A 22,870-nucleotide genomic window follows, 5' to 3' on the forward strand; every position below is an offset into this window, starting at 1 on the left:
ACCGGCATCCGGGCGACCACGTAGACCACGTACGTGGTGGCGGGCAATTTCCGTTGCCACCCTTTGACGTCTCGCCCTCGCAGGTTCACAGTGGCTGGCCTGTCAGTCCAACTCACCAACTCACGCACGAGGAGCCCTTTCATGAACCGTTTCATCGTTCGCGCACTGCCCGCCGCGGTCGCGCTGGTTTTTGCCTCCATGGGCCCGTCGGTCATGGCGCAGAGCACCACCCAGAAGGTGGAGAAGGGAGCCGAAAAGGCCTGGGACACCACCAAGACCGACGCCGAGAAGGCCGCCAAGGCGACCGGCAAGGCGGTCGACAACGTTGCAGACGACGCTGCCTCCGGAACGCGCAAGGTCGGCGACAAGATCGGCGAGAAGATCCCGGGTACGGTCCAGAACGAGGCCGTCAAGAACGAGGCCGTCAAGAAGTAGGCGGCTAGTCGGCGCGGAATCCCGACGCCTTGACGATCGGCGCCCAGCGGGCGATGTCTTCCGCCATGATCCTGGCGAAGGCCTCCGGCGTGGTGCCGGTCGGCTCCACGCCGAAGTCGAGCAGCATCTTTTGACCTTCTGGCGATTGCACCGTCGCGACGAATGCGCGCGACCACTGGTCGATCACCGCCTTGGGCGTCCGGGCGGGCGCGAACACGCCGGCCCAACCCGTTGCCACGACGGAGGGGTATCCTTGTTCGATGAAGGTTGGAACGTCGGGCAGTTGCGGCACGCGTCGGGTTCCCGACGTCGCGATGATCCTGAGCCGTCCCGCGCGATGCAGGTCGATAAAGTCCGACACGCCCGAGATGCCGGAGGAGATGGTGCCCTCCATCAGGTCGATCGACATGGGAGGAAAGCCTTTGTAGGCTACGTGCGTCATCTCGACGCCGGTCTCGCGGGAGATCATGATGCCGAGGAAGTGCGGCAGCGCGCCTGCCGCGGGAGAGCCGTAGAAGGCCTTGTCGGGATGTTTTTTCAGCCAGGCGACGTATTCGGGCATCGAGCGCGCCGGGTGATTGGGTGGCACCGCGAGGGCCAGGGTGTAGGTCGCAAGCTGCGAAACAGGGGCGAAGTCATGCGTCGGGTCGTAGTGGACATCCTTGAAGGTCAACGGAGCCAGCACCGGAACCGCAATGGGTAGGTATGCGAGTGTCGTTCCGTCGGGCGTTGCGTTCTTCAGCGCCATGGCCGCGATGCGTCCGGTGGCGCCCGGACGCTCTTCGACGATCACCTGCCGCCCCAACTGGCCGCGCGCCCGCTCGGCCAGCAGGAATGCGACGGCCCGGCTGGAGCCTCCCTCGAAGGCCAGCAGGATCCTGGTCGGTCCCGGGCTTGCACCCTGGGCGCTCGCGCCGGGTCCAAGCGCTGCGGAGAAGGCCAATACGGCAATTGACAGAAGTGCTCGCAACGGATTCATGCCATTCGTTCCTGCAAGGGCCGCCCCGGCCGATGGGCCGCAGGATACCTCCGTTGATGCGATCAAATGAAGCATGAATTCGTCCCCGACAGCCTGTTCGCGCTCGATCTGCTGCGCTTCGAGCGGCTCCTGTCGGAGCTGTCGGCGGATTTCATCGACCTGCCGCCCGAGCACATCGACCGCGCCATCCAGGACAGCCTCGAACGCATCGTGGAAGCCCTGCAGATCGATCGCTGCACCCTCAACCGGCTGTATCCGTTGAACGGCTGGATCGAGGTGACGCATTCATTCGCGGTGCCGGGTATCGATCCGGTTCCCCTGTCGCTTCCGGCGCGTTCGCTGTACCCGTGGGTCCTGTCCAACTCGATCCGCAACCTGCCGTCCGTCTTCGAGCGCATCGACGACCTGCCGCCGGAAGCAAGCGTCGACAAGGAAGGCTTTCGCCGCGTCGGCCTCAAGTCGCACGTCACGATGCCCATCGTGGTGGCGGGCGAGTTGCATGGCTCGCTGAGTTTCGGCTGCGTCCGCGCGGAACGCACCTGGCCGGACAGCCTGCTGGCGCGGATGCGGCTCCTGACCCAGGTGTTCGGCAGCGCCCTGGCGCGCAAGCAGACCCAGGAAGCCCTGGACATCGCGATCGGCTTCGAACGGCTGGCCAGTTCCATCCTGGCGTCCCTGGTGCTCGCGAAGCCGGGCCAGGAGAGCCGTGCCATTTCGCTCGGGCTGCAGCAGATCGGCGAGTTCGTCGGGGCGGAGCATGTCGCGCTCTGGGAGCGGCTCGGCGATGAAACGCGCCTGGGCATGACGCGGCGCTGGGATGCGCAGGGCGTCAAGGCGCCCAGCCACACCGAAATGTCCAGTGTGATGCCCTGGATCAGCGCCCAGGTGGTGGAGGGCCATGTCGTCCGGATATCGGATGTTGCCGACCTGTCGCCCGCAGCACCGAGGGATCGCGTTGCACTGGAAGAGGGCGGCGTGCGATCGATCATGGTGGTCCCCATCTCGGTGGGCGGCCGGACCACGGGTGCCCTCTCGATTGCCAGCCTGCAGCGCGAGCACCAGTGGCCCGAGGCGCTGACGCCCGGTGTCAGCCTGCTGGCCGACGTGTTCGGCAGCCTGCACGCGCGCGAGGCGGCGGAGCTGCGCAAGTCGGCCGCGGAAGTCGAGGCGGCGCACTGGCGCGAGCGCCTGGCGCACCTGGTGCGGGTGCACACCGCCGGCGAGATGTCGGTCGCGCTGGCGCACGAAATCACCCAGCCGCTCGGTGCGATCGAGAACTACGCACTGGCCGCGCGGCGGCGCGCCGGCGAAGGCGCGTCCTCCATGGCCCGCGTGGTCGAACTGCTGGACAAGGTCATCGGCCAGGCCACGCGCGCCGGCGACGTCGTGATGCGCATGCGCAGCATGGCGCAGCGCCACGAGCTCGACCCCAAGCCGCTGGACATCGAGCGCGCCATCAACGAATGCATCGGCATGGTCAAGATGGACTGCGAGATGCGCGACATCCGCATTCGCGTCACTTGCGCGCGCGGATTGCCGGTGGTGGTGGTCGACGAGATCCATCTGCAGCAGGTGGTCCTGAACCTGCTGCGCAACGCGATGGAGGCGATCGAACTCCCCGGCGCCAGTGCCAGGGACATCGGCGTGGCCATCGCGCTGAACGAGCGCGGCGAGATCGAGGCACAGGTGGCAGACCGCGGTGCGGGCATCGCCGAAGGCGACCTGGAGCGGATCTTCGAGTCCTTCTATTCGACCAAGTCCAGCGGCCTCGGCGTCGGCCTGGCGATCTGCCGCAAGCTGATCGAGGCCCACGGCGGGCACCTCTGGGCGTCGCACCATCCCGGCGGCGGCGCCTTGTTCCACTTCACGCTTCCCCTTGCCGCTCCTGCGGATTGACGCCATGGCCGAGCCGACTGTTTTCATCATCGACGACGATGAGGCCTACCGTGATTCGGTGCAGGAACTGGTCAGTTCGGTCGGCCTGCCGACGGAGACCTTCAGTTCCGCGGTGGACTTTCTCGACGTGTTCGACCCCGAGCGGCCAGGGTGCCTCGTGCTCGACGTGCGCCTGGCCCGCATGAGCGGACTCGCGCTGCAAGAGCGCCTCGCGGCCATGGGGGCGCGCATCCCCATCGTCTTCATCAGCGGACACGGCGACATCGCGATGGCGGTCAAGGCGGTGAAGGATGGCGCGGTGGACTTCGTCCAGAAACCCTATCGCGAGCAGCAATTGCTCGACGCCATCGACGAGGCGCTGCGACGCAATGCGGCGCCGCGCGCGACCGCCGCCGACGGTCGCCAGGCCCTGGCCGGGCGACTGGACTCCCTGAGCGTGCGCGAACGGGAGGTGATGGACCTGGCGCTCAAGGGACTGTCGAGCAAGCTCATTGCCAAGGAGCTGGACATCAGCCACCGCACGGTCGAGCAGCACCGCAGCCGCCTCATCGAGAAACTGGGTGTCGGCTCGATCAACGACCTGCTGCGCCTCAATCTCGACAGCCCTTCCGACTAGGCGCTGGCCTGGCCGTTCGGCCCACCACGTACGTGGCGTTGCGTGGTCGCCGGGATGGACCCTGGGCCTCGCGGCACTCAACATGGTGTGCTCGAATGCGCCATGTGCTGCTCACCCTTTCGGAACTCATGCCAACAACCGTCTATGTCGTGGACCCGGACCCGGCCGAGCGCGCGTGGATCGAGGGAGCGCTCGTGCGTTCGGTGGACGCCGTCGTCTTCCTCGACGACGGGCCGACGCTGCGCGCCAGCCTCGCCGGCGCGGCCGACGGCTGCCTCATCGCCTCGGTCGACGGGAACGAGGCGGCCACGCTCCGGATGGTGAGGGAAATCCGGTCCGCAGGCTCGATGGTGCCGGTCATCGTGCTGGGGCCGCATTCCGCCTTCCGTACCGCGGTCAGCATCGCGCGCCTCGACGCGACGGATTTCCTCGAACGACCCGTGAGCGTGCGGCAGTTGCGCGCCGCGGTGCGCCGGGCCTGCCCGGAGAAAAAGTGAGCCCTGCGGGCACCCTGCAGGGCACGAAACCCTCACCTTGGACCATCCATGAAATTGCGCTTCCTCCTTATCTTGCCCACGAGTTCCATTGCGATCGCCCTTGCGTTGCTCGCGGGCTGTGCCGCGCCCGGCGGCGGCGCGGATGTCATCGCGTCCGAAAACGCGAAAGACAAGGTTCCGAATGTCGGCTTCCTGAGCGATCCGGCGAAGCTGAAATCCGTTTCGGCCAACAGCGGGCTGTTGTGCTGGCGGCAGACCGGCGTCGACTGGAAGCGCTACGACAAGGTCATGATCGAACGCATCCAGGTCTACATCAAGCCGACCGCCGACCAGCGGCCAGTGGATCCCAGCGACCTGAAAACCCTGCTGGACTACTTCCACAGTGCCTTGGTAAGAGACCTGACGCCCGAAGTGCAGATCGTCAACGCAACGGGACCGGGCGTCCTGCGCGTCCGGCTCGCGTTGACCGCGCTGATCCCGACCAACACGGCCAAGAGCCTGGCCGGCACCGCGGTTCCCTATGGCTTCGTCGCCGAGATCGGGTCGGGCGCGGCCACCGGGCGTCCCGCGGGCTCGACACCCTACATGGGGCAGACGGGGCTCGAGGCGCAGTTCCGCGACGGCGCGACGGGCGAGGTCGTCGGCGAGTGTGCCGACACCGAGATCGGACTCAAGTACGCCGCCGACCTGAACAGCGGGGCGCCGACCGCGGCGGAAGCGTGGCTCAACGGCTATGTCAGTTCGTTCCAGAGCTGGACCTACGCGCAGGACGCCTTCAACAAGTGGTCGGCCGTCTTCGCGCGGCGCTTCAAAGAGTTGCGCGCGGCGTCATCCTGATGTCCGGACAGCGCGTTCTATCCTGATCACGTATCACGTACGTGAAGTTAGGTGGCAGCCGGGATGGTTGTGAACGGCTGCTCCTTCCACAATGACTTTTTCATCCACCACCCTGAAGGAATCCAGATGAGCAAAATCCTCGCAGTCATGATCGCCGGTCTGTTCGCAGCCGGTGCGTACGCACAGAATCCCGCCGGCGCGTCGTCGCAAGAGCAGGTGATCACCAACAGCAAGGGGCAGGACAAGGCACAGGCCAAGGTCAACTCGAGGCCGCAAGGCAAGGTGAAGGCGGTCGGGGGCGACGAGGTGAACTCGGCGCAGAACGATGCCATCGGCACGGGCAAGGCGGCTGCGGCCGGCCAGTCGAAGGTCGAGGCGCGTGACGCGAAGCATCCGAACAGGAAGGCGGCCCCGAATGGCGGTACGCCCGACATGCCTGGAGCCAAGTGACCCAGTGACCGACTTGCGACACCGCTTCCCGCGGTGTCGCGTTTCCCTCATTGCCGGTAGCCGCTGCGGACCTTGCCGCGGAAGACCCAGTAGACGCCGAAGGTGTAGATGGCGATCACCGGCAACACCACCACTCCCCCGTAGAACAGGAACTGGAGCGACGGGTCCGGCGCCGCCGCGCTGCCCACGGTGACGGCATAAGGGACCATATAGGGCCAGAACATCACGCCGAGCGTCAGGTAGGCCGCTGCGAAGAACACCATGGTCAATACGTACGCGACGCCATCTCGACGCGCGCGAGCACCCATCACGACGCCGAGCAGGGCGGCGATCGCCACGACCGGGAAAATCCAACCCCAGGGCCTGTCGCGCAAGTGGCCCTGCGAGATCGCGCCGATATCCCAGGTCAGCGACACCACGAATGCGATCCCGAGAATCACGAACACGGCCAGCGCCAGCCAGGGGATGCGGCGATAGGCCCATTCGCGCAAAGCGCCTTCGCTCTTGAGCACGATCCAGCCCGCGCCCAGCAGCGCGTAGCCGCAGACGAGGCCGATGCCGGTCAGTATCGGAAACGGATGCAGCCATTCGAAGGACGTGCCGGCGAACTGGCCGTCAGCCACCTTGAGCCCGCGCATCAGTGCGCCCACCGCGGCCCCCTGCACGAAAGCGACCACTGTCGAGCCGAGGAAGAAGCCCGTGTCCCACAGCCAGCGCGTCTTCACGCTGCGGAAGCGGAATTCGAAGGCGATGCCCCGGAAGATCAGGCCGACGAGCAGCAGCAGGACCGGCAGGTAGAACGCGCCCAGGAATACCGCATACACCACCGGAAAGGTCGCGAACAGCCCGGCGCCGATGATGACCAGCCAGGTCTCGTTGCCATCCCAGAAGGGCGCGATGGTGTCCATCATGCCCAGACGGTGGTTCTCCTCGCTCGTGGTGCCGAACAGGATCCCGACACCGAGGTCGAAGCCGTCCAGGATCACGTAGATCAGGATCGAGACGGCGATGACTGCCGCCCAGAAGAGGGCCAGGTCGCTGGGCTGGATGGCATTCACCGAGCACCTCCCGATCCGGGTTTGGCCGTCGCATCGGTGCGCGCGGCCACGGCCAGCGGACGGCTGCCGGTGACGTTGGCCGTGGCCTCCGTCCTGGCCCGTGGCCCCTGTTTCAGCAGCTTGTAGATGTAGTAGATGCCGAAGGAAACGAAGAGCCAGTACACCACCACGTAGATGATCAGCGAGGTCAGCACGTCGCCGGATGTCAGGGAGGGAGTGACCGCGTCCTTGGTGCGCAGCAGGCCATAGACCACCCAGGGCTGGCGTCCGACCTCGGCGGTGTACCAGCCGGTGAGGATGGCGACGAAGCCGGTGGGGAAGGCCGCGAACGTGCACCAAAGGAACCAGCGCGACGACTCCAGCTTGCCGCGCCAGCGCAGGAAATTGCCGAACCACGAGACGGCCAGCATGATGAGCCCCATGCCGACCATGATCCGGAAGGCGAAGAAGGGAATCAGCACCGGTGGCCGGTCTTCGCGCGGGAAGGATTCGAGCCCGCGCTCGGCGGCAGTGAAGTTGCCCGACGCGATGAAACTGCCCAGCTTCGGTATGGAGATGGCGTAGAGGTTGCGCTCGTTCTTCTCGTCGGGAATGGCGATCAGCACTTCGCTCGCAGGCTGCTCGTTCTTCCAGCGCGCCTCGATCGCCGCGAACTTGGCAGGCTGGTGCTTGAGCACGTATTCGCCCGTCAGGTGGCCGAAGAAGAGCTGGACCGGAATCAGCACCGCGGCCAGCCCCAGGCCCCAGTGCAGCATCATCCTGCCTTCGTCGAAGTGCACGCGGCGCAGCAGATACCAGGCCCCGGTCGCCGACACGCACATCGAGGTCGTCAGCAGGGCGGCGAGCAGCATGTGGGGCCAGCGAACCATCTGTATCGGCCCGAGCACGATCTGCATCCAGTCGACCGGAATGATCTTGCCGTCCACGATCGTGTGGCCCAGCGGCACCTGCATCCAGCTGTTGTTCGCGAGGATCCAGAAGGACGAGAACATCGTGCCCAGCGACACCATGCAGCACGAGAAGAAGTAGAAGCGTGGCGACACCCGGTCCCGCCCGAGCAGCATCACGCCGAAGAAGGTCGCCTCGAGCATGAAGGCTGTGAAGCCCTCGTAGCCGAGCAGGGGGCCCTGGATGGAGCCGGTCTTGACCGCGAGAACGCCCCAGTTGGTGCCGAACTGGAACGCCATCACGATGCCCGTGACCACGCCCATCCCGAAAGACACCGCGAAGATCGGCAGCCAGAAGTCGAACACCCGCCGGTAGAGCGGGTTGCCCGTTGCCAGTCGCGCGCCCTCGATTGTGGCGAGCCACGCTGCGAGCCCGATCGTGAACGCCGGGAAGATGATGTGGAAGCTGATGACGAACCCGAACTGGATCCGCGACAGCGTGACCGGATCGAGGTCCATGACGTGCCGGCCCCTACGGCATCAGCTTGTTGACGACGACGCGTTCGAGATCGTGCTTCGCGTAGGGCGGATAGCGCACGCCGGGGTCGACGGTGCTGCTGTGGTGGAGTATTCCGCGCGCATTGGTGAAGGCTTCGAAGCCCCAGCGCCCGTGGTACTTGCCCATGCCGGAGTTGCCCACGCCGCCGAACGGAAGCTCGGGGAAGAGCGGATGGATGGCGCAGTCGTTGACCTCCGCATCGCCGGAGCGCGTGGCGCCCAGGATCTTCTCGACCACGTTCTTGTCCTCGGCGAAGATGTAGAGGCCCAGCGGACTCGGCCTGCTGTTGACCCACTGGATGACCGACTCGACCGAATCGATCTCGAGCACCGGCAGGATCGGGCCGAAGACCTCTTCCTTCATGATCGGCGAATCGACCGCGACATCCACCAGCACTGTCGGCGCGATGTAGAGCTCGTCGGCATCGGTCTGGCCGCCGGCAACGGCCTTGCCGCTGCCGATCAGGCCGGCGAGGCGATCGAAGTTGCGGCGGTTGATGATGCGGCCGTAGTCCGGGCTTTGCTTCGGGTCGTCGCCGTAGAACTCGCGGATCGTGTCCTTCATGTGCTGCACGAACTCGTCCTTCACTTCCGGCCATGCCAGCACGTGATCGGGCGCGGTGCAGATGTGGCCGGAATTCATGAAGCGCCCGTAGGCGATGCGCCGGGCGGCCGACTTGAGGTTGGCCGACGAATGGACGATGGTCGGATTCTTGCCGCCGAGTTCGAGCACGCAGGGCGTCAGGTTCTTCGCCGCGGCCTGGTGCACGATCTTGCCGACGGGCGGACTGCCGGTGAAGAAGATCATGTCCCATTGCTGTGCCAGCAGGGCGGTGGTCTCGGGCACGGCGCCCTCGACGACCGTGACGGCGCGCGGATCGAAGTACTTGGGCACCAGCCGCGCCGCGGCGGCCGCGCAGTTCACTGCGATCTCGGACGGCTTCAGCACGGCCGTGTTGCCCGCGGCCAGCGCCGCCACCAGCGGGCCGAAGACCAGCATGAAAGGTTCGTTCCACGCGCCGATGATCAGCGCCACACCGAGCGGATCGCGGTTCACGCGGATGTAGCCCGGCTCGAACACCAGCGGCATCGGCTCGTGCAGCGGCTTCACCCAGGTGTCGATGTGCTTGAGCGCGTAGTCCGCCTCCTTGACGCAGTACTCGACGTCCATGAGGTCGGCATCGTTCGTGTTGCGGCGCAGGTCTTTCCAGAGCGCGTCGCACAGCGCGTCGTGGTGGTCGGTGAACAGGGCCTTGACCGCTTCGAGCTGGGTCTTGCGCCATTCGACCGGGCGCGTATGGCCTTCGAGGAAAAAGGCGCGCTGGCTGGCGACGAGCGAGGCGAAGTCAGGCTGGGACATGGCGTTGGCTCCATGTGGATCGGAGAAACCGGATGATCGACTTGACGCCCTGCGTTGACCATCCCGGCGGCCACGCAGGCCACGTACGTGCTCGAAGGCCATGGTCTTTTGCCGCCGGGCGTTCGCATACGATCCCGCCATGGAAACCAGTTCGGCCCCGCGGAAACGGGATTCACAAATCTATGGGCGGCCCGCGTCGGGGCTGCGGCTGAAGGTGTACACGATCATCTTCGAGGCCGACACGCGCGCGGGGCGCCTGTTCGACCTGACGCTGATCGCGGCGATCCTGGCCAGCGTCGCGGTGGTCGTGCTCGACAGCATCGCCTCGGTGCATGCGAAGTACCAGCACACTTTCAGCGTGCTCGAATGGGTCTTCACGCTGTCGTTCACGGCCGAGTACATTGCCCGCCTCGCATGTGTCCAGCGCCCGGCCCGGTACGCGCGAAGCGTGTTCGGCGTCATCGACCTGCTCGCCGTGCTGCCGACCTATCTCGCCGCTTTCGTGCCGGGGCTCCATGCGCTGATCGACGTGCGGGTGCTGCGACTGCTGCGCATGTTCCGTATCCTGAAGCTCACCGAGTACGTCCATGAATTCGGCGCCCTGGGCCGGGCGTTGGCCGCGTCCCGTCGCAAGATCCTGGTCTTCATGGCCTTCGTGATGCTGGTCGTGCTGATCATGGGCACGCTGATGTACGTGGTGGAAGGGCCGTCGAACGGATTCACGAGCATCCCGATGGGCGTCTACTGGGCGATCACGACGATGACGACGGTCGGCTTCGGCGACATCACGCCGCATACCGACCTCGGCAAGATGATCGCGTCCCTGATGATGCTGCTGGGCTGGGGCACGCTGGCGGTGCCCACCGGCATCGTGAGCGCGGAGTTCACGGCCATGCGAACCTTGCACCAGCCCACCACGCGGACCTGTCACGAATGCCTGAGCGAGGGGCATCCGCCGGGCGCGCGCTTCTGCAGCGATTGCGGCGCCGCGCTGCCGCCATGGCAGAACGAGTTCGGCGACGGGTCCTCGCACGTACGTGGTGCTGAGTAGCCGCCCGGATTGACCCGTCATGCGCGCGAATCGAGGATTGCCAATGGTCGCCGGGATTTTCCCCCTGCGCCTTCGAGGCGCGTCGTCCCGGTGCTCGTCAACGGCACCCCCCAACCTGGTGAACGACCATGAGAAAACTGCTCGATTCGTTGAAGTACCCCGCCGCGGCGGCCCTGGTCGCACTGGCTGCGGGCTGCGCCACGGGAGACAACGCCCTCAGCAACGACAACCTGGCCATTGCCGCCGGATTCAAGGTGATCACGCCCAAGAATCCGGGCCAGCAAGCGATCCTCGCAAAGCTGCCCAAGGACAAGGTCTCGCCCGTCACGTATCAGGGCGCCACCTACTATGTCCTGCCCGACTCGATGAACAACCTGGCCTACGTCGGCGGACTGCCCCAGTACCAGGACTACCAGCGGATGCGCGTCGCGAAGCAGCTGAGCAACAACAACCTCGAGGCGGCCCAGATGAACGAGATGAACGCCATGGACTGGGGAGGCTGGGGCGGTTGGGGCGGCCCCGCGTTTGTCGGTTTCCGGCGATAGCCGCGGACTCGCGCGCCGGCCAGTCATGACGGACCTGGCCCGTGCGCTGCCCCAGGAACTGGACTTCGAGCGCCTGTTGTCGGATCTGTCGGCCGCGTTCGTCTCGGCGTCCGCCCGGGACATCGATCACGCCATCGACGAAGGCCTTGCGCGGATCGTGCCGGCGCTGGGTATCGATCGATCGACCGTGAATCGGGTCTTCCCGCTGACCGGCCGCGCGGAGGTCAGCCACTCCTACGCCGTGGAGGGCGTGAGTCCGGTGCCCAGGCACCTCGGGCCGGCACGCAATACGAATCCATGGGCGCTGGCGAAGGCGGCCGCCAACGAGCCGATCGTGTTTTCCCGCCTGGACGACCTGCCGCCCGAAGCGGAGCTCGACAAGGAGAACTGGCGCAGGATCGGACTGAAATCCCACGTCATGATGCCCATCGTGGTGGCGGGGCAACTGCTCGGCAGTCTCAACTTCGGTTGCGTGCGCAGCGAGCGCAGCTGGCCTGACGATCTGGTGGCTCGGATGCGCCTGCTGGCGAGGATTTTCGGCAGTGCCCTGGCTCGCAAGCGCGCGCAGGAGGAACTCGACCTGGCGATCGGCTTCGAGCGCCTGGCGAGCGGCATTCTCGCGTCACTCGTGCGGTCGACGCCCGCTGAAGAGAATCAGGCGATGTCGCTGGGTCTCCGGCAGATCGGAGAGTACGTCGGCGCCGAGCGGGTGGCGCTATGGCATCGCGGCTCCGGCAGCCCCCTGGGTGTGGCACAGGAGTGGCACGCGGACGGATTCGCGGGGCCGGCTGCGGAAGGCAAGGTGGTCGACCTGCCGTGGATCCGTGCCCAGCTGAGTGCGGGCAAGGTCGTGCGAATCGCGCATCTCTCGGATCTGCCGCCGGCGGGCAAGGCAGACGCGGACACGCTTTCCGGGATCGGCGTGCGCTCCCTGCTCGCCGTGCCCATCGCGGTCGAGGGCCGCAATGCCGGTGCGCTCACGCTCGCGAGCGTCAAATGGGAGCACGAGTGGCCCGAGGCCCTGACGCCCGGCATGGGCCTGCTGGCCGAAGTGTTCGCCAATCTGCATGCACGAGAGGCGGCGGAGCACCGCAAGCTGGTGGCCGAGGTCGAGGCCGCGCACTGGCGGGAGCGGCTGGCCCACCTCGTGCGTGTCCACACGGCGGGAGAGATGTCGGTGGCGCTGGCCCACGAGATCACCCAGCCCCTCGGCGCGATCGAGAACTACGCGCTGGCCGCGCGCCGGCGCGCTGGCGAAGCGGTGCCCGACGTGAATCGCGTGGTCGACCTGATCGACAAGATCGTCGGTCAGGCGACGCGCGCCGGCGATGTGGTGACACGCATGCGCAGCATGGTGAAACTGCACGAGCCGGAGCAGAAGCTGGTCGACATCGAGCGGGCGGTGACCGAATGCGTCGGCATGGTGGAGATGGACTGCGACCTGCGCGACATCCGCATCCGGCCGGCGCCGGAAGCTCCCTTGCCGGCGGTGGTGGTCGACGAGATCTATCTGCAGCAGGTCATCCTGAACCTTCTTCGCAACGCGATGGAGGCCATGGAGGGGATGCCACCGGAAGGCGGGCGGGAGATCACCGTCGCACTCCGGGTCACCGGGCGCGACGAAGTCCTCGTCGAAGTCGCGGATCGCGGCCGCGGCATCGTCGAAGGCGACCTGGAGCGGATCTTCGAATCGTTCTATTCGACCAAGTCCAACGGCCTGGGAGTCGGGTTGGCCATCTGCCGCAAGCTGATCGAGGCACAGGGGGGAAAGTTGTGGGCTTCGCACCGCATCGGGGGCGGCGCGGTGCTCAGTTTCACACTCCTGACCGCAACTTCGGTAGACTGACGAGATGCCAGAGCCTACCGTGTTCATCATCGATGACGACGAGGCCTATCGCGATTCCGTGCGGGAATTGATGAGTTCCGTCGGCCTCGCGACCGAGGTGTACTGCTCGGCGCTCGATTTCCTTCCCGTCTTCGACGCAACGCGCCCGGGCTGCCTGGTGCTCGACGTGCGCATGGCCCGCATGAGCGGACTGGCGCTGCAGGAGCACCTGTTGGCGATCGGCGCGCGCATTCCGATCGTCTTCATCAGCGGTCACGGCGACATCGCCATGGCGGTCAAGGCCGTCAAGGACGGGGCGGTCGATTTCGTCCAGAAGCCGTACCGGGAACAGCAACTGCTGGACGCCATCGACGAGGCCTTGCGTCGCGATGCGAGCATGCGCGATCCCTCGTCCGCCGAAGGGGGCAGGCGCCTCGACAAGCAGATCGCATCGTTGACGGTGCGGGAGCGCGAGGTGATGCGGCTGGCACTCAGGGGCCTGCCGAGCAAGGTCATCGCCAAGGACCTGGACATCAGCCATCGCACCGTCGAGCAGCACCGGAGCCGGCTGCTCGAGAAGCTCGGCGTCAGTTCGATCACCGAACTGATGCGCCTCCATACCGAACGATCAGTTGACTAGCCAACGGCCTCCCGGCCTGGGGCGCGTCGACCGACCACGTACGTGGGGGTACGTGGCCGCCCGGCTGGATTTGCCGCACGAGCGCTTCCAGAATGAATGCGCATCAGGGTCCCGCGTCCGTCGGGATTCGTCGATCGCAGCGTGACAGACAAGTGTCACGGAAGGAGATGTCAGTGAAGAGCCGATCACAAGTTCTTGCCAAGGCGTTGTTGCTGGCCGCCAGCCTGACCTTCGTCGTGGGGGCGGACGCCCAGAACGCGCCCGCCAAGCCTTCCGCTTCGAGGGCCAATACCCCCGCCAAGGCTGCGCCCGAACTGGAAGCCAAGGCGATGGACTTGCTGCGAGCGATGAGCGGCGCGCTCACCGGAGCGTCGTCGATGGCATTCACCGCCGTCGCGACCTATGAAAGCCCTACCAGCATAGGCCCGCCGCTGGCCTTCTCGACCACCTCCGAGGTGCTGCTGCAGCGGCCGAACAAGCTGCGCGTGATCACGGGCGGCGACGTCAAGCGTGTGGAGTACTACTACGACGGCAAGACGCTGACCGCCTTCGCGACTTCCGAGAACCTCGTTGCCGTGACGCCCGCGCCGCCCACCGTCGATGCCATGCTGGAAGCGGCGTTCAAGAATGCCGCCATCTACTTTCCCTTTGCCGACGTGCTGGGCGCGGATCCGTTCAAGAACATCACCGAGGGCCTGACCAAGGCGTTCTATGTCGGGCCCTCGTCGATCGGCGGTACGACGACCGACGTGCTCGCGGTGGCCAGCGACGAACTGTTCATGCAGATCTGGATCGGTGCCGACGACAAGCTGCCGCGCCGATTGCGCGCGATGTACCGCGGCGACCCGCTCCTGCTGCGCCACCAGGTGGATCTGTCGAACTGGAAGCTCGACCCCGTCGTGGCCGCGGAGGCGTTCGCGTCGGTCAACGCGGCCAATGCGAAGAGGATTCCGTTCGCCATGCCGCAGGCACCGGCGACGGCCCCCAAGGCAAAGAGCGCCAGGCCGGGCAAGGCGCCCTGAAGGCGACCTGAAGGACATGAAGGGACTCGAAATGAATCCGATGAAAGCCATTCTTCCCTTGCTCGCCGCGGCGCTTCTGTCCGCGGGATTCCACACATCCGCATCGGCGTGGGCGCGGGCCAATGCCTGGGGCGGCCACACGACGGGTGGATTCGGCGGCTTCACCCACGACAACGCGTTCGGCGGCAGCACCTCGCACAGCTGGTACGGCGGAACCAGCCACACCAACCGGTGGGGCGGAACCACCACCGGCGCGTACGGCATGGGCGCAGTGCACACCACGGCCGGCGGCTTCTCCACCTACCACCCGCCGGGCTATGGCTATGGGGGCTATGCGCCGTACTACCGGCCGGTCGGCGTGCCGTACTACCACCCGGGCTGCTACGACTGCGGTGGAGCGGTCGCCGCGGGCGCCGCCGTGGGACTGGCGGCCGGCGTCGTGGCGGGGGCGGCACTGGCCCGGCCTGCGGTGATTCCTGCCTATCCGCTGGGTACGAGCTTCACGACGCTGCCAACGGGTGCGGTGTACGTCGATCGCGGCGGCGTGACCTACTACCAGGTCGGCAACGCCTGGTTCAGGCCTTCCTTCGGTGCCGGCGGCGTGTACTACAGCGTCGTGCCGGCGCCTTGAATCCACACGGGAATGCCATGCGCAGATCGAAGTCTTCACACGTGCTGAAGCATGCCGTCGGGCTGGCCTCGGCGCTGGCATGCCTGTCCGCCGCGGCGCAAGGCCAGCCCCCGCCCGATGCATGGCAATTCGAGTTCATTCCCTACCTGTGGGCGGCCGGCATCAAGTCGGACCTCCGGTTCGGCGTGCTGCCCCAAAGCACCACCAGCGTGAACTCGACGAGTGTCCTCAAGGCACTCGACTTCGGTGCGATGGGCACACTCGAGGCACACAAGGGCCCCTGGGGCGCATTGCTCGACATGCAGTACGTGAAGCTCGGCGTATCCCGCCAGCTGGGCTCCCTTCCGCCCGTGGGCGTGGACGTCGACTACGTACAGCAGATCTACACCCTGGCCGGCCTCTATCGGGTGTACGACAGCGCCGTCCAGGTCGATGTCCTGGCGGGCGGGCGCTACGTGAACGCGAAGACCGACGTGGACTTCGCGCCAAATCTGCCCGGGCCGGGACTCCACGATTCCGTGGGCTGGTGGAACGGCGTCGTCGGCGCGCGCGTGATCGCGCCGATCAACGACAAGTGGTCGGTACTCGGCTACCTCGACAGGGGCTGGGGAAGTTCGACGTCGAGCTGGGAAGGGATTGCCGGCGCCAGCTACCAGTATTCGCCGACCCTTTCATTCAAGTTCGGCTATCGCTACCTGAGCTACAAGCGCGACGAAGGGCTCCTCAGCAAGGTGGCGCTTGGCGGATTCTTCGCGGGCGCCGGATTCAAGTTCTGAACGGGACGGCGAAATGGACATGAAAGACAGCCCCTCCACGACGCCTGAACCGCCGAAGTCGCAGGCACAGATCAACACCGACCTTGCCGTCGACCGCACGGTCATGGCCGCGGACAGGACGCTCATGGCGTGGGTGAGGACGGCGCTTTCCATGACCAGCTTCGGCTTCACCATCTACAAGGTCATCGAAGGCTTCCAGCACGAGGCGGCGCACACGATCAAGGCCGAGATGCCACGTGACGTGGGTCTGTTCCTCACCGGCCTGGGCACCGTCGCGATGGTGATGGGAACCATCGAGTACTGGCTGCGGATCAGGGAATTGCAGCACAACAAGCCCCTGCACATCATGCAGCCTTCGTTCGTGATGGCGCTGATCATGTCGGTGGCGGCCCTGTTCATCTTCGTCGGCATTGCCTTCAGATTGCTTTGAGGCGCACCGATCATGGACGTGATGCTGGAAATCTGGATGCGCATCTGGGACGACATCACGAGCGGCCGTCACGCGCCGCTCGCCTTCCGTTTCATCCTCCAGCCGGCGGTTGCCGCCTTCTTTGCCTACAGGGCCGGACGGCAGGACGCACGCGACGGGCGGCCGCTCTACCTGTGGGCGCTCGTGGGTGATCGCGAGCACCGAAAGACGCTGTTGCGCGAAGGCTGGCGGGACATCGGGAAGGTCTTCATCGTGGCCATCGTCATGGACGGTGTCTACCAGTTCATCCAGGTCCGCTGGTTCTATCCCGGCGAGGCTGTGATGGTCGCGGTGATCCTTGCAGTCTTGCCTTACCTCGTATTCCGCAGCCTGGTGAATCGCATCCTGCGTCATCGGCCGCACAGCTGAGCACATCTCCAGGGCATTTTTTCGAGGTGACCTGGCACCTCGCCAACCAACGTTGAGGAAGCAATCATGACAACGAAGAAGCCCAACATCCTGATTCTCTGGGGCGATGACGTGGGCTGGTGGAACATCAGCTACAACAGCCGCGGCCAGATGGGTTACCGCACGCCCAACATCGATCGCGTAGCCAATGAAGGCGTCGCGTTCACTGACTACTACGCGCAGCAAAGCTGCACGGCGGGCCGGGCCGCCTTCATCACGGGACAGAACCCCATCCGGACCGGCTTGACCAAGGTCGGCATGCCGGGCGCCTCGGTCGGATTGCACGCGGAAGACCCGACCATCGCCGAGATGCTCAAGCCGCACGGCTATGCATGCGGGCAGTTCGGCAAGAACCACTTCGGTGACAAGGACGAGTATCTGCCCACGATGCACGGGTTCGACGAGTTCTTCGGCAACCTCTACCACCTCAACGCCGAGGAAGAGCCCGAGGATCCGGACTACCCGAAGGATCCCGAGTTCAAGAAGCGCTTCGGCCCGCGCGGCGTGTTGCATTGCCTGGCCGACGGCAAGGGCGGGCAGACGATCGAGAACACCGGCGCACTGACCAAGAAGCGCATGGAAACCATCGACGACGAGACCACCGAGAGGGCGCTCAAGTTCATCGACAAGTGCCACGCCGACGGCAAGCCCTTCTTCCTCTGGTACAACACCACGGCGATGCACTTCAGGACGCATTGCGCCGAGAAGCACAAGGGCAAGAGCGGGCAGGGCGACTACAACGACGTGATGGTGGCGCACGACGAGCACATCGGGGAGATGCTCGACAAGCTCGACCAGCTCGGCATCGCCGACGACACCATCGTCATGTATTCGACCGACAACGGCCCGCACTACAACAGCTGGCCCGATGCGGGCATCACGCCCTTCAGGGCCGAGAAGAACACCAACTGGGAAGGCGGCTGGCGCGTGCCGTGCTTCGTCCGCTGGCCCGGCAAGTTCAAGGCCGGCACCGTCATCAACGGCATCGTGTCCCACCAGGACTGGCTGCCGACGCTGCTGGCCGCGGTCGGCGAGGACGATGTCAAGGACAAACTCGTCAAGGGTTGCAAGGTCGGCGAGAAGAGCTTCAAGGTGCACATCGACGGCTACAACATGCTGCCGTACCTGACGGGGCAGGCGCAGGAGAGCCCGAGGCAGTTCTTCTTCTACATCAGCGACGACGGGGACATCATGGCCATCCGCATGAAGGACTGGAAGGTCGTGCTGATGGAGCAGCGTGCCAAGACCCTGCAATGCTGGTTCGAGCCCTTCGTGAAGTACCGGGCGCCGAAGATATTCAACCTGCGCCGCGATCCGTTCGAGCGGGCCGACGAGAACTCGAACACCTACTGGGACTGGGTCATCTCGCATGCCTACATCATCTACGCGATGCAGGGTGCCGTCGCGAACCAGATGGAAGCGTTCGAGAAGTTCCCGCCGCGGCAGAAGCCTGGTTCGTTCAACCTGGATGAGCTGATGCGGAAGCTGCAGGAGTCCTCAAGCGCTGCACATTGACCACCCCGAGGCGCCTGCGGCGCCTCCCCCCAAGGGGGCTTGTGGCGTGCGCCAGCGGGAATGAATCAAGCCTGGTTCGGACTGTGCCGGACCAGGCTTTTTCGTTGGGGGGCGGGCAGTCGGAACTGCCCGGGAGCTGGCTTCAGCTCTTTCTTACCACCGACGTGGCGATGGCCTGCGTGATGGTCATCTTCATCTGGTCGCCGACCTTAACGCCGCTGAGCATGGCCGGGTCCTTCAGCTTCACTTCCGTGAAGTGACCGAAGGGGCCCCGGACCAACACGGTGCCCTTGGCCTCATTGACCGCCCAGATGTTCGACACCATCGTCGTCTGCTTCATCGCGGCCCCGCCGGGAAGCTGTCCGGCCTGGGCGCGGTCGACGGCGCGCGTCTGCGTGGCCATGCGAATGCCGTCGCCCTTCTGGAAGTCGAGCGCCACGGATTGGATGTAGGTGACATCCACCATGTCGCCGACCTTGACCTGGGCCAGGTTCTTGACCCTCGCGTCGACCATCACCGCGAATTCATTTCCTTCCGGTCCCTTCAAGGTGACGATGCGGTTCTTCGGGTCGATCGCCGTCACCAATGCGGAGATGTTGATCCCCTTCATCATGTCCTGGATATCCAGGACATGGGGATTGGCCGAAGGCGTGTTCGGCTGCGCCATGGCCGGCGCGGTGAAGGCCAGGGCCGAAGCCAGCGCGAGCGCTGCGTAGCGGGTTGTTTTCATTTCACGTTTTCCTTTCACTTTCGGGTAGATCAGGTAGACGGAACGCTTTCGCCACGTGCGACATGGACAAAACCGAATATTCCTCGCAGTGATCGCTTGCACTCCGGTCGAAGATTTTCCCCTTTGCAGGGCCGCGCGCCATCCGCACGGCCACGCATGAACACGTACGTGATCCTGTTGGATGCGACCCGCCGCATCGGTTCCGGCCGAAGTCGCACCGCAGCGTGCCGCGCTGACCTACCATCGGCCACTTGCATGTCTCCAGGGAGAGCCGGATGGAAGAACAGCATTCGAGCGGTGAACCGCTCGACCTCGTCATCATCGGCGCAGGTATCGGCGGGGTGATGACGCTTCACTATGCGCGCAAGGCAGGGCTGAACGCACTGCTGCTGGAGCGCCAGGACGTGGTCGGCGGCCTCTGGGCCACGCTCCCGCCATGGCAGGACATCCAGTTCGGCCGCTGCGACTGGACCCTGGGCGATCTACCGATCGCGGGGGAGGACCAGGCCAGCATCCGCGACAACATCGAGGCCTGGGTGGAGCGCTTCGGCCTCGCCAGCTCGATGCGACTCGGCACCGAAGTCACGCGCGCCAGCCGCGACGGCGACGAATGGATCGTCGAGACGTCCGGGAACACCTTTCGCGCCAGATACCTGGTCTGCGCCACCGGTGCCCACAATCGTCCGATCATCCCGGCGCCCGAGCGCGAAGCCGTCACGCTGCGCGAACTGCATTCCTCGCAACTGCGGGAGGCCTCGGACCTGCGGGGACGGGATGTCGTCGTGGTCGGCGGCGGCGCCTCGGCCCTGGACCTGCTCGACCTGTGCTTCGAGCATGAGGCCCGCCGCGTGACCTGGGTCTACCGGAACTCGCGCTGGATGATGCCGAGCGTCAAGCCCAAGAACCTGGCGGGCAGCCCGCGCGGCATGGCCAGGGCGCAGATGGAAGGCGCCACCGTCGAGCAACTCAGCACAGCCCTTGACGAGCAGCTTCGCGCCCGTTACGCCAAATTCGGCCTTCAGGACATCCTGCCCGAGGGCGTCTTCGATCTAGGTCGCGATCAGCTCGTCCCGGGGCGCTGGCGCATGATCGAGAACTACCCCAGGATCGAGCGTCACCGCGCCGAGGTGGTTCGCATCGAGGGCCGGCGCGTGGCGCTGTCGACCGGAGGAGCGCTCGATGCCGACCTGCTGCTCTGGGCCACTGGCTACGAAATCGACCTCGGATTTTTCGCCAATGAATCCCTGTCGCGCATCCGCCGGCACGGCGAACTGGTTGCGCAGTGCGGCTGCGGGCTGGTCGCAACGGCGGAGCCCGGCCTGTACTTCCTGGCCGCGGGACTCGAATCGACCGGCACGGCGCCCTGGGCCTACGCGCTGATGACCCGCACGTTGATGTCTCACATGCGCGGTCGCGCCACGCTGGAGTCAGTGCCGCTGACGCGCAAACTCAACCACTTCCACTATCCAGCCTTCCTGGCCGAACGGGACCCCGCGAATTTTCCGGAAGGGCAGTGGGAGGATGAGTTTCGCCAGTTGGCCCTGGCCTATCCGGAAGACCAGCCCCTGCCGATTCCGGAACTAAGACTCTGAGCCGATGGGCGGAGGGGTGTGGGAGTCGAACCCACCCGGCGACGCATGGCGCCACCCACCGGGTTTGAAGCCCGGCCGTCCCACCAGGGACGTTGCCCCTCCATGATCGAACTCGAAGTGCTCGTCGCCGTCACGACGCGCCCTTCGAAAACAACGAGGTATCGCTGCGCAACCTGTGCGCATCGCCGACCCGGCGCAGCAGGCCTGTCCGGTCGAAGAATTCGAGCACCTGGATCGCACGCTTGCGCCCCAGGCCGGTGGCATCGCGGAACTGCGCGGCCGTGATCTCGCCGTCGGCGTCGGCGGCGACTCTCCGCAGGATCGCCGCCATGCGCGCCATGCTGTCCGGCGGATAGTAGAGATCCTTCACCACCTGATGCATCTCGCCGCGCTGTGCCAGTCGTGCCAGCGTCGTGCGCATCAGCGCTTCGTTCTCGTGGGTGTCACGGGCGAGGTCACGCACCCAGTTGCCTTCGAAGCCGGTCGTCGACATCAGGGGCTTGACCTTTTGCGCGAGGCGCTCGTCGGTGGCTGAAAGACGCAGGCCGTGTTCCGGCAAGTGCACGAAGGCACCGCGAAGGACGATGTGTCCTTCGGCACGCAGATCGGAGAGCAGCGCGCGCCACAACGGCTCCGGCCATCGCGGTGCCGCGAGCCGCCGCAGGCGCCCGGCGTCCGGGCCGAGTGTGTTCGGCTCGCGTTGATGGAAGTCTCCCAGCGCGGCCAGCACGCTGTCGTGCGCGGCGCGACGATGGGACGCCGCCAGCGCCCAGTCGCCGCCCTCTGCATCGGCTGCATGCAATGCGCCCTCCGGCAGGGTCGGCATGGCTTGCGAGGGCAGGCCTTCCGCCAGCGCCCAGCGTCGGAGAGACACGCCGTAGGGCGCGGCATCGATCAGCGACGCCAGGCGCGCGGTTGCGTCGGGTTGCGACCAGGCGCGAAGCTCCGCCAGACGCTGCGGGGTGCGGCGGTAGCGCGAAGGTGCGAAGGGGTCCAGCACGCGGCCTCCCGCCAGCGTGCGGCTGCCCGAGTTGTCACGGAGCACGATGCGATCGCCGTGCCATGCGCCCACGGGATGACGCAGCACCAGTTGCACTTGCGCCGTGGTCCCGGGCGTCATGGACTGGGCGGCATCCTTCGCGTCACCGCCTTGCACATCGAGGATCGCGACCGTGCCGAGCACGTCGGCGGCGCCGAGGTGCACATGCACCGGCGTGCCCGATCGCAGCGCCTTCGCTTCGTCGTGCCACAGGGTCAGGGTGGCATCGATCCGGTCGGTCGCCATCGGACTGTCGCGCGCGACCAGCCACTGCCCGCGCGAAACCTGTTCCTTGTCGATGCCGACGAGGGCGATCGCGCAACGTTCGCCGGCCTGTGCGCGTGTGACGGCGCGATTCTGCGCATGCAGGCTGCGGACGCGGGCCGTCAGGGGCGGCGTCGATGGCGTCAGCGCAAGCTCGTCGCCGACCTGCACCTGCCCCGCATGCACCGTGCCGGTCACGACGGTGCCGACGCCGTCGAGCGTGAACGCGCGGTCGATCGCGAGGCGGAACGCCGAAGCGCCTTCTGCACGGCCCGGTGTCGCGCGTGCCGCATCGAACAGCCGTTCACGCAGCGCGACGATGCCCACGCCTGTCTGCGCCGACACCGGCAGCGTCGGAACGCCTGCCAATGCCGTTCGGGCCAGCAACGCATCGACTTGCGCACGCACTTCATCGACGCGCGCTTCGTCCGCCCGGTCGACCTTGGTGATCGCCACGGCGCCGCGCGAAATCCCGAGCAGCGAAAGCACGGCCAGGTGCTCGCGCGTCTGCGGCATGACGCCGTCGTCCGCCGCCACCAGCAGAAGCGCGAAGTCGATGCCCGTCGCACCTGCCAGCATGGTGTGCACCAGCCGCTCATGGCCCGGCACGTCGATGAAACCGATGCGCTCGTCCTCCGCGCTGCCCGGTACGTCGAGGAAGGCATAGCCCAGTTCGATCGAGATGCCGCGCTTCTTTTCTTCGGGCAGGCGGTCGGTGTCCACGCCGGTGAGCGCGCGCACCAGCGTGGTCTTGCCGTGATCGATGTGGCCTGCCGTTCCGATGATCATG

General features: G+C 66.0%; 23 protein-coding genes and 1 tRNA gene. 17 read left to right on the plus strand and 7 right to left on the minus strand.

Annotation, left to right across the window (positions count from 1 at the left end; all coding sequences use genetic code 11):
* Positions 1-141: 141 nt before the first annotated feature.
* On the plus strand, positions 142-435 hold the full coding sequence (locus AC1D3B_RS04745; protein WP_478189501.1) for a hypothetical protein: 294 nt from the start codon (positions 142-144) through the stop codon (positions 433-435).
* A gap of 4 nt (positions 436-439) precedes the next feature.
* On the opposite strand, the gene AC1D3B_RS04750 is transcribed toward AC1D3B_RS04745, so the two are convergent.
* Complete coding sequence (locus AC1D3B_RS04750; protein ID WP_478189502.1) at positions 440-1,414, minus strand: tripartite tricarboxylate transporter substrate-binding protein; 975 nt, start codon at positions 1,412-1,414, stop codon at positions 440-442.
* Positions 1,415-1,480: 66 nt separating this feature from the next.
* Between AC1D3B_RS04750 and AC1D3B_RS04755 the strand changes: the two genes are divergently transcribed.
* From AC1D3B_RS04755 to AC1D3B_RS04775, 5 genes are all read left to right on the plus strand, one after another.
* Positions 1,481-3,310, plus strand: coding sequence for an ATP-binding protein (locus tag AC1D3B_RS04755; protein WP_478189503.1), 1,830 nt, complete (start codon positions 1,481-1,483; stop codon positions 3,308-3,310).
* Between the two features lie 4 nt (positions 3,311-3,314).
* Positions 3,315-3,926: a response regulator transcription factor gene (locus AC1D3B_RS04760; protein ID WP_478189504.1), complete on the plus strand. Its 612-nt coding sequence runs from the start codon at positions 3,315-3,317 to the stop codon at positions 3,924-3,926.
* A 95-nt stretch (positions 3,927-4,021) separates the two neighbouring features.
* Positions 4,022-4,423: a response regulator transcription factor FixJ gene (locus AC1D3B_RS04765; protein WP_478189505.1), complete on the plus strand. Its 402-nt coding sequence runs from the start codon at positions 4,022-4,024 to the stop codon at positions 4,421-4,423.
* A gap of 48 nt (positions 4,424-4,471) precedes the next feature.
* A complete protein-coding gene (locus AC1D3B_RS04770) occupies positions 4,472-5,260 on the plus strand; it encodes a DUF3313 domain-containing protein (RefSeq protein WP_478189506.1) in 789 nt (262 codons plus the stop codon).
* 126 nt (positions 5,261-5,386) lie between these two features.
* On the plus strand, positions 5,387-5,710 hold the full coding sequence (locus AC1D3B_RS04775) for a cell envelope biogenesis protein TolA (RefSeq protein WP_478189507.1): 324 nt from the start codon (positions 5,387-5,389) through the stop codon (positions 5,708-5,710).
* A gap of 47 nt (positions 5,711-5,757) precedes the next feature.
* Here the strand turns inward: AC1D3B_RS04775 and cydB are convergent, their stop codons facing one another.
* The 3 genes from cydB to AC1D3B_RS04790 are packed head-to-tail and all read right to left on the minus strand — an operon-like array spanning position 5,758 to position 9,573.
* Positions 5,758-6,768: a cytochrome d ubiquinol oxidase subunit II gene (cydB, locus tag AC1D3B_RS04780; protein WP_478189508.1), complete on the minus strand. Its 1,011-nt coding sequence runs from the start codon at positions 6,766-6,768 to the stop codon at positions 5,758-5,760.
* Entirely contained in the window at positions 6,765-8,174 is a 1,410-nt protein-coding gene (locus AC1D3B_RS04785; protein WP_478189509.1) for a cytochrome ubiquinol oxidase subunit I, read from the minus strand. The genes cydB and AC1D3B_RS04785 overlap by 4 nt, the downstream gene beginning before the upstream one ends.
* Positions 8,175-8,187: 13 nt before the next feature.
* On the minus strand, positions 8,188-9,573 hold the full coding sequence (locus AC1D3B_RS04790; protein WP_478189510.1) for an aldehyde dehydrogenase family protein: 1,386 nt from the start codon (positions 9,571-9,573) through the stop codon (positions 8,188-8,190).
* 139 nt (positions 9,574-9,712) lie between these two features.
* Here AC1D3B_RS04790 and AC1D3B_RS04795 point away from each other — a divergent pair, with 139 nt between their 5' ends.
* From AC1D3B_RS04795 to AC1D3B_RS04840, 10 genes are all read left to right on the plus strand, one after another.
* On the plus strand, positions 9,713-10,624 hold the full coding sequence (locus tag AC1D3B_RS04795; RefSeq protein ID WP_478189511.1) for an ion transporter: 912 nt from the start codon (positions 9,713-9,715) through the stop codon (positions 10,622-10,624).
* 128 nt (positions 10,625-10,752) lie between these two features.
* The gene (locus AC1D3B_RS04800) at positions 10,753-11,169 is read left to right on the plus strand and encodes a hypothetical protein (protein ID WP_478189512.1); all 417 of its coding nucleotides are present in this window, start codon (positions 10,753-10,755) and stop codon (positions 11,167-11,169) included.
* Positions 11,170-11,194: 25 nt separating this feature from the next.
* Positions 11,195-13,015 (plus strand): ATP-binding protein, encoded by a 1,821-nt coding sequence (locus tag AC1D3B_RS04805; protein ID WP_478189513.1) that lies wholly within the window; start codon positions 11,195-11,197, stop codon positions 13,013-13,015.
* 4 nt (positions 13,016-13,019) lie between these two features.
* Positions 13,020-13,634 carry a response regulator transcription factor gene (locus AC1D3B_RS04810; RefSeq protein WP_478189514.1) on the plus strand — a complete coding sequence of 205 codons (615 nt, stop codon included), beginning with the start codon at positions 13,020-13,022 and terminating at the stop codon, positions 13,632-13,634.
* Between the two features lie 167 nt (positions 13,635-13,801).
* Positions 13,802-14,656, plus strand: coding sequence for a DUF2092 domain-containing protein (locus AC1D3B_RS04815; RefSeq protein WP_478189515.1), 855 nt, complete (start codon positions 13,802-13,804; stop codon positions 14,654-14,656).
* Between the two features lie 40 nt (positions 14,657-14,696).
* A complete protein-coding gene (locus AC1D3B_RS04820) occupies positions 14,697-15,287 on the plus strand; it encodes a hypothetical protein (protein ID WP_478189516.1) in 591 nt (196 codons plus the stop codon).
* A 17-nt stretch (positions 15,288-15,304) separates the two neighbouring features.
* The gene (locus AC1D3B_RS04825; protein WP_478189517.1) at positions 15,305-16,063 is read left to right on the plus strand and encodes a hypothetical protein; all 759 of its coding nucleotides are present in this window, start codon (positions 15,305-15,307) and stop codon (positions 16,061-16,063) included.
* Between the two features lie 19 nt (positions 16,064-16,082).
* Positions 16,083-16,493, plus strand: coding sequence for a YidH family protein (locus AC1D3B_RS04830; protein ID WP_478189518.1), 411 nt, complete (start codon positions 16,083-16,085; stop codon positions 16,491-16,493).
* A 12-nt stretch (positions 16,494-16,505) separates the two neighbouring features.
* Positions 16,506-16,901, plus strand: a complete 396-nt coding sequence (locus AC1D3B_RS04835) for a hypothetical protein (protein WP_478189519.1) — start codon at positions 16,506-16,508, stop codon at positions 16,899-16,901.
* 66 nt (positions 16,902-16,967) lie between these two features.
* Positions 16,968-18,455: an arylsulfatase gene (locus tag AC1D3B_RS04840; protein WP_478189520.1), complete on the plus strand. Its 1,488-nt coding sequence runs from the start codon at positions 16,968-16,970 to the stop codon at positions 18,453-18,455.
* A 142-nt stretch (positions 18,456-18,597) separates the two neighbouring features.
* Here AC1D3B_RS04840 and AC1D3B_RS04845 read toward each other — a convergent pair whose 3' ends face one another.
* Positions 18,598-19,185, minus strand: a complete 588-nt coding sequence (locus AC1D3B_RS04845; RefSeq protein WP_478189521.1) for a hypothetical protein — start codon at positions 19,183-19,185, stop codon at positions 18,598-18,600.
* 275 nt (positions 19,186-19,460) lie between these two features.
* Here AC1D3B_RS04845 and AC1D3B_RS04850 point away from each other — a divergent pair, with 275 nt between their 5' ends.
* Positions 19,461-20,777, plus strand: a complete 1,317-nt coding sequence (locus tag AC1D3B_RS04850; RefSeq protein WP_478189522.1) for an NAD(P)-binding domain-containing protein — start codon at positions 19,461-19,463, stop codon at positions 20,775-20,777.
* A 9-nt stretch (positions 20,778-20,786) separates the two neighbouring features.
* On the opposite strand, the gene AC1D3B_RS04855 is transcribed toward AC1D3B_RS04850, so the two are convergent.
* Together AC1D3B_RS04855 and selB are read right to left on the minus strand one after the other, a co-directional pair.
* Positions 20,787-20,879: transfer RNA gene (locus AC1D3B_RS04855), tRNA-Sec, on the minus strand.
* A 28-nt stretch (positions 20,880-20,907) separates the two neighbouring features.
* Entirely contained in the window at positions 20,908-22,869 is a 1,962-nt protein-coding gene (gene selB / locus AC1D3B_RS04860) for a selenocysteine-specific translation elongation factor (RefSeq protein ID WP_478189523.1), read from the minus strand.
* Between the last annotated feature and the right edge of the window lies 1 nt (position 22,870).

Source organism: Variovorax sp. P5_A3 (genome assembly GCF_056400665.1).

What these genes read in the sequence shown, in the direction of transcription:
- AC1D3B_RS04745 (WP_478189501.1), top strand. Translation starts at nt 142, where the DNA reads ATGAACCGTTTCATCGTTCGCGCACTGCCCGCCGCGGTCGCGCTGGTT.
- AC1D3B_RS04750 (WP_478189502.1), bottom strand. Translation starts at nt 1,414, where the DNA reads ATGAATCCGTTGCGAGCACTTCTGTCAATTGCCGTATTGGCCTTCTCC.
- AC1D3B_RS04755 (WP_478189503.1), top strand. Translation starts at nt 1,481, where the DNA reads ATGAAGCATGAATTCGTCCCCGACAGCCTGTTCGCGCTCGATCTGCTG.
- AC1D3B_RS04760 (WP_478189504.1), top strand. Translation starts at nt 3,315, where the DNA reads ATGGCCGAGCCGACTGTTTTCATCATCGACGACGATGAGGCCTACCGT.
- AC1D3B_RS04765 (WP_478189505.1), top strand. Translation starts at nt 4,022, where the DNA reads ATGCGCCATGTGCTGCTCACCCTTTCGGAACTCATGCCAACAACCGTC.
- AC1D3B_RS04770 (WP_478189506.1), top strand. Translation starts at nt 4,472, where the DNA reads ATGAAATTGCGCTTCCTCCTTATCTTGCCCACGAGTTCCATTGCGATC.
- AC1D3B_RS04775 (WP_478189507.1), top strand. Translation starts at nt 5,387, where the DNA reads ATGAGCAAAATCCTCGCAGTCATGATCGCCGGTCTGTTCGCAGCCGGT.
- AC1D3B_RS04785 (WP_478189509.1), bottom strand. Translation starts at nt 8,174, where the DNA reads ATGGACCTCGATCCGGTCACGCTGTCGCGGATCCAGTTCGGGTTCGTC.
- AC1D3B_RS04790 (WP_478189510.1), bottom strand. Translation starts at nt 9,573, where the DNA reads ATGTCCCAGCCTGACTTCGCCTCGCTCGTCGCCAGCCAGCGCGCCTTT.
- AC1D3B_RS04795 (WP_478189511.1), top strand. Translation starts at nt 9,713, where the DNA reads ATGGAAACCAGTTCGGCCCCGCGGAAACGGGATTCACAAATCTATGGG.
- AC1D3B_RS04800 (WP_478189512.1), top strand. Translation starts at nt 10,753, where the DNA reads ATGAGAAAACTGCTCGATTCGTTGAAGTACCCCGCCGCGGCGGCCCTG.
- AC1D3B_RS04805 (WP_478189513.1), top strand. Translation starts at nt 11,195, where the DNA reads ATGACGGACCTGGCCCGTGCGCTGCCCCAGGAACTGGACTTCGAGCGC.
- AC1D3B_RS04810 (WP_478189514.1), top strand. Translation starts at nt 13,020, where the DNA reads ATGCCAGAGCCTACCGTGTTCATCATCGATGACGACGAGGCCTATCGC.
- AC1D3B_RS04815 (WP_478189515.1), top strand. Translation starts at nt 13,802, where the DNA reads ATGTCAGTGAAGAGCCGATCACAAGTTCTTGCCAAGGCGTTGTTGCTG.
- AC1D3B_RS04820 (WP_478189516.1), top strand. Translation starts at nt 14,697, where the DNA reads ATGAAAGCCATTCTTCCCTTGCTCGCCGCGGCGCTTCTGTCCGCGGGA.
- AC1D3B_RS04825 (WP_478189517.1), top strand. Translation starts at nt 15,305, where the DNA reads ATGCGCAGATCGAAGTCTTCACACGTGCTGAAGCATGCCGTCGGGCTG.
- AC1D3B_RS04830 (WP_478189518.1), top strand. Translation starts at nt 16,083, where the DNA reads ATGAAAGACAGCCCCTCCACGACGCCTGAACCGCCGAAGTCGCAGGCA.
- AC1D3B_RS04835 (WP_478189519.1), top strand. Translation starts at nt 16,506, where the DNA reads ATGGACGTGATGCTGGAAATCTGGATGCGCATCTGGGACGACATCACG.
- AC1D3B_RS04840 (WP_478189520.1), top strand. Translation starts at nt 16,968, where the DNA reads ATGACAACGAAGAAGCCCAACATCCTGATTCTCTGGGGCGATGACGTG.
- AC1D3B_RS04845 (WP_478189521.1), bottom strand. Translation starts at nt 19,185, where the DNA reads ATGAAAACAACCCGCTACGCAGCGCTCGCGCTGGCTTCGGCCCTGGCC.
- AC1D3B_RS04850 (WP_478189522.1), top strand. Translation starts at nt 19,461, where the DNA reads ATGGAAGAACAGCATTCGAGCGGTGAACCGCTCGACCTCGTCATCATC.
- selB (WP_478189523.1), bottom strand. Translation starts at nt 22,869, where the DNA reads ATGATCATCGGAACGGCAGGCCACATCGATCACGGCAAGACCACGCTG.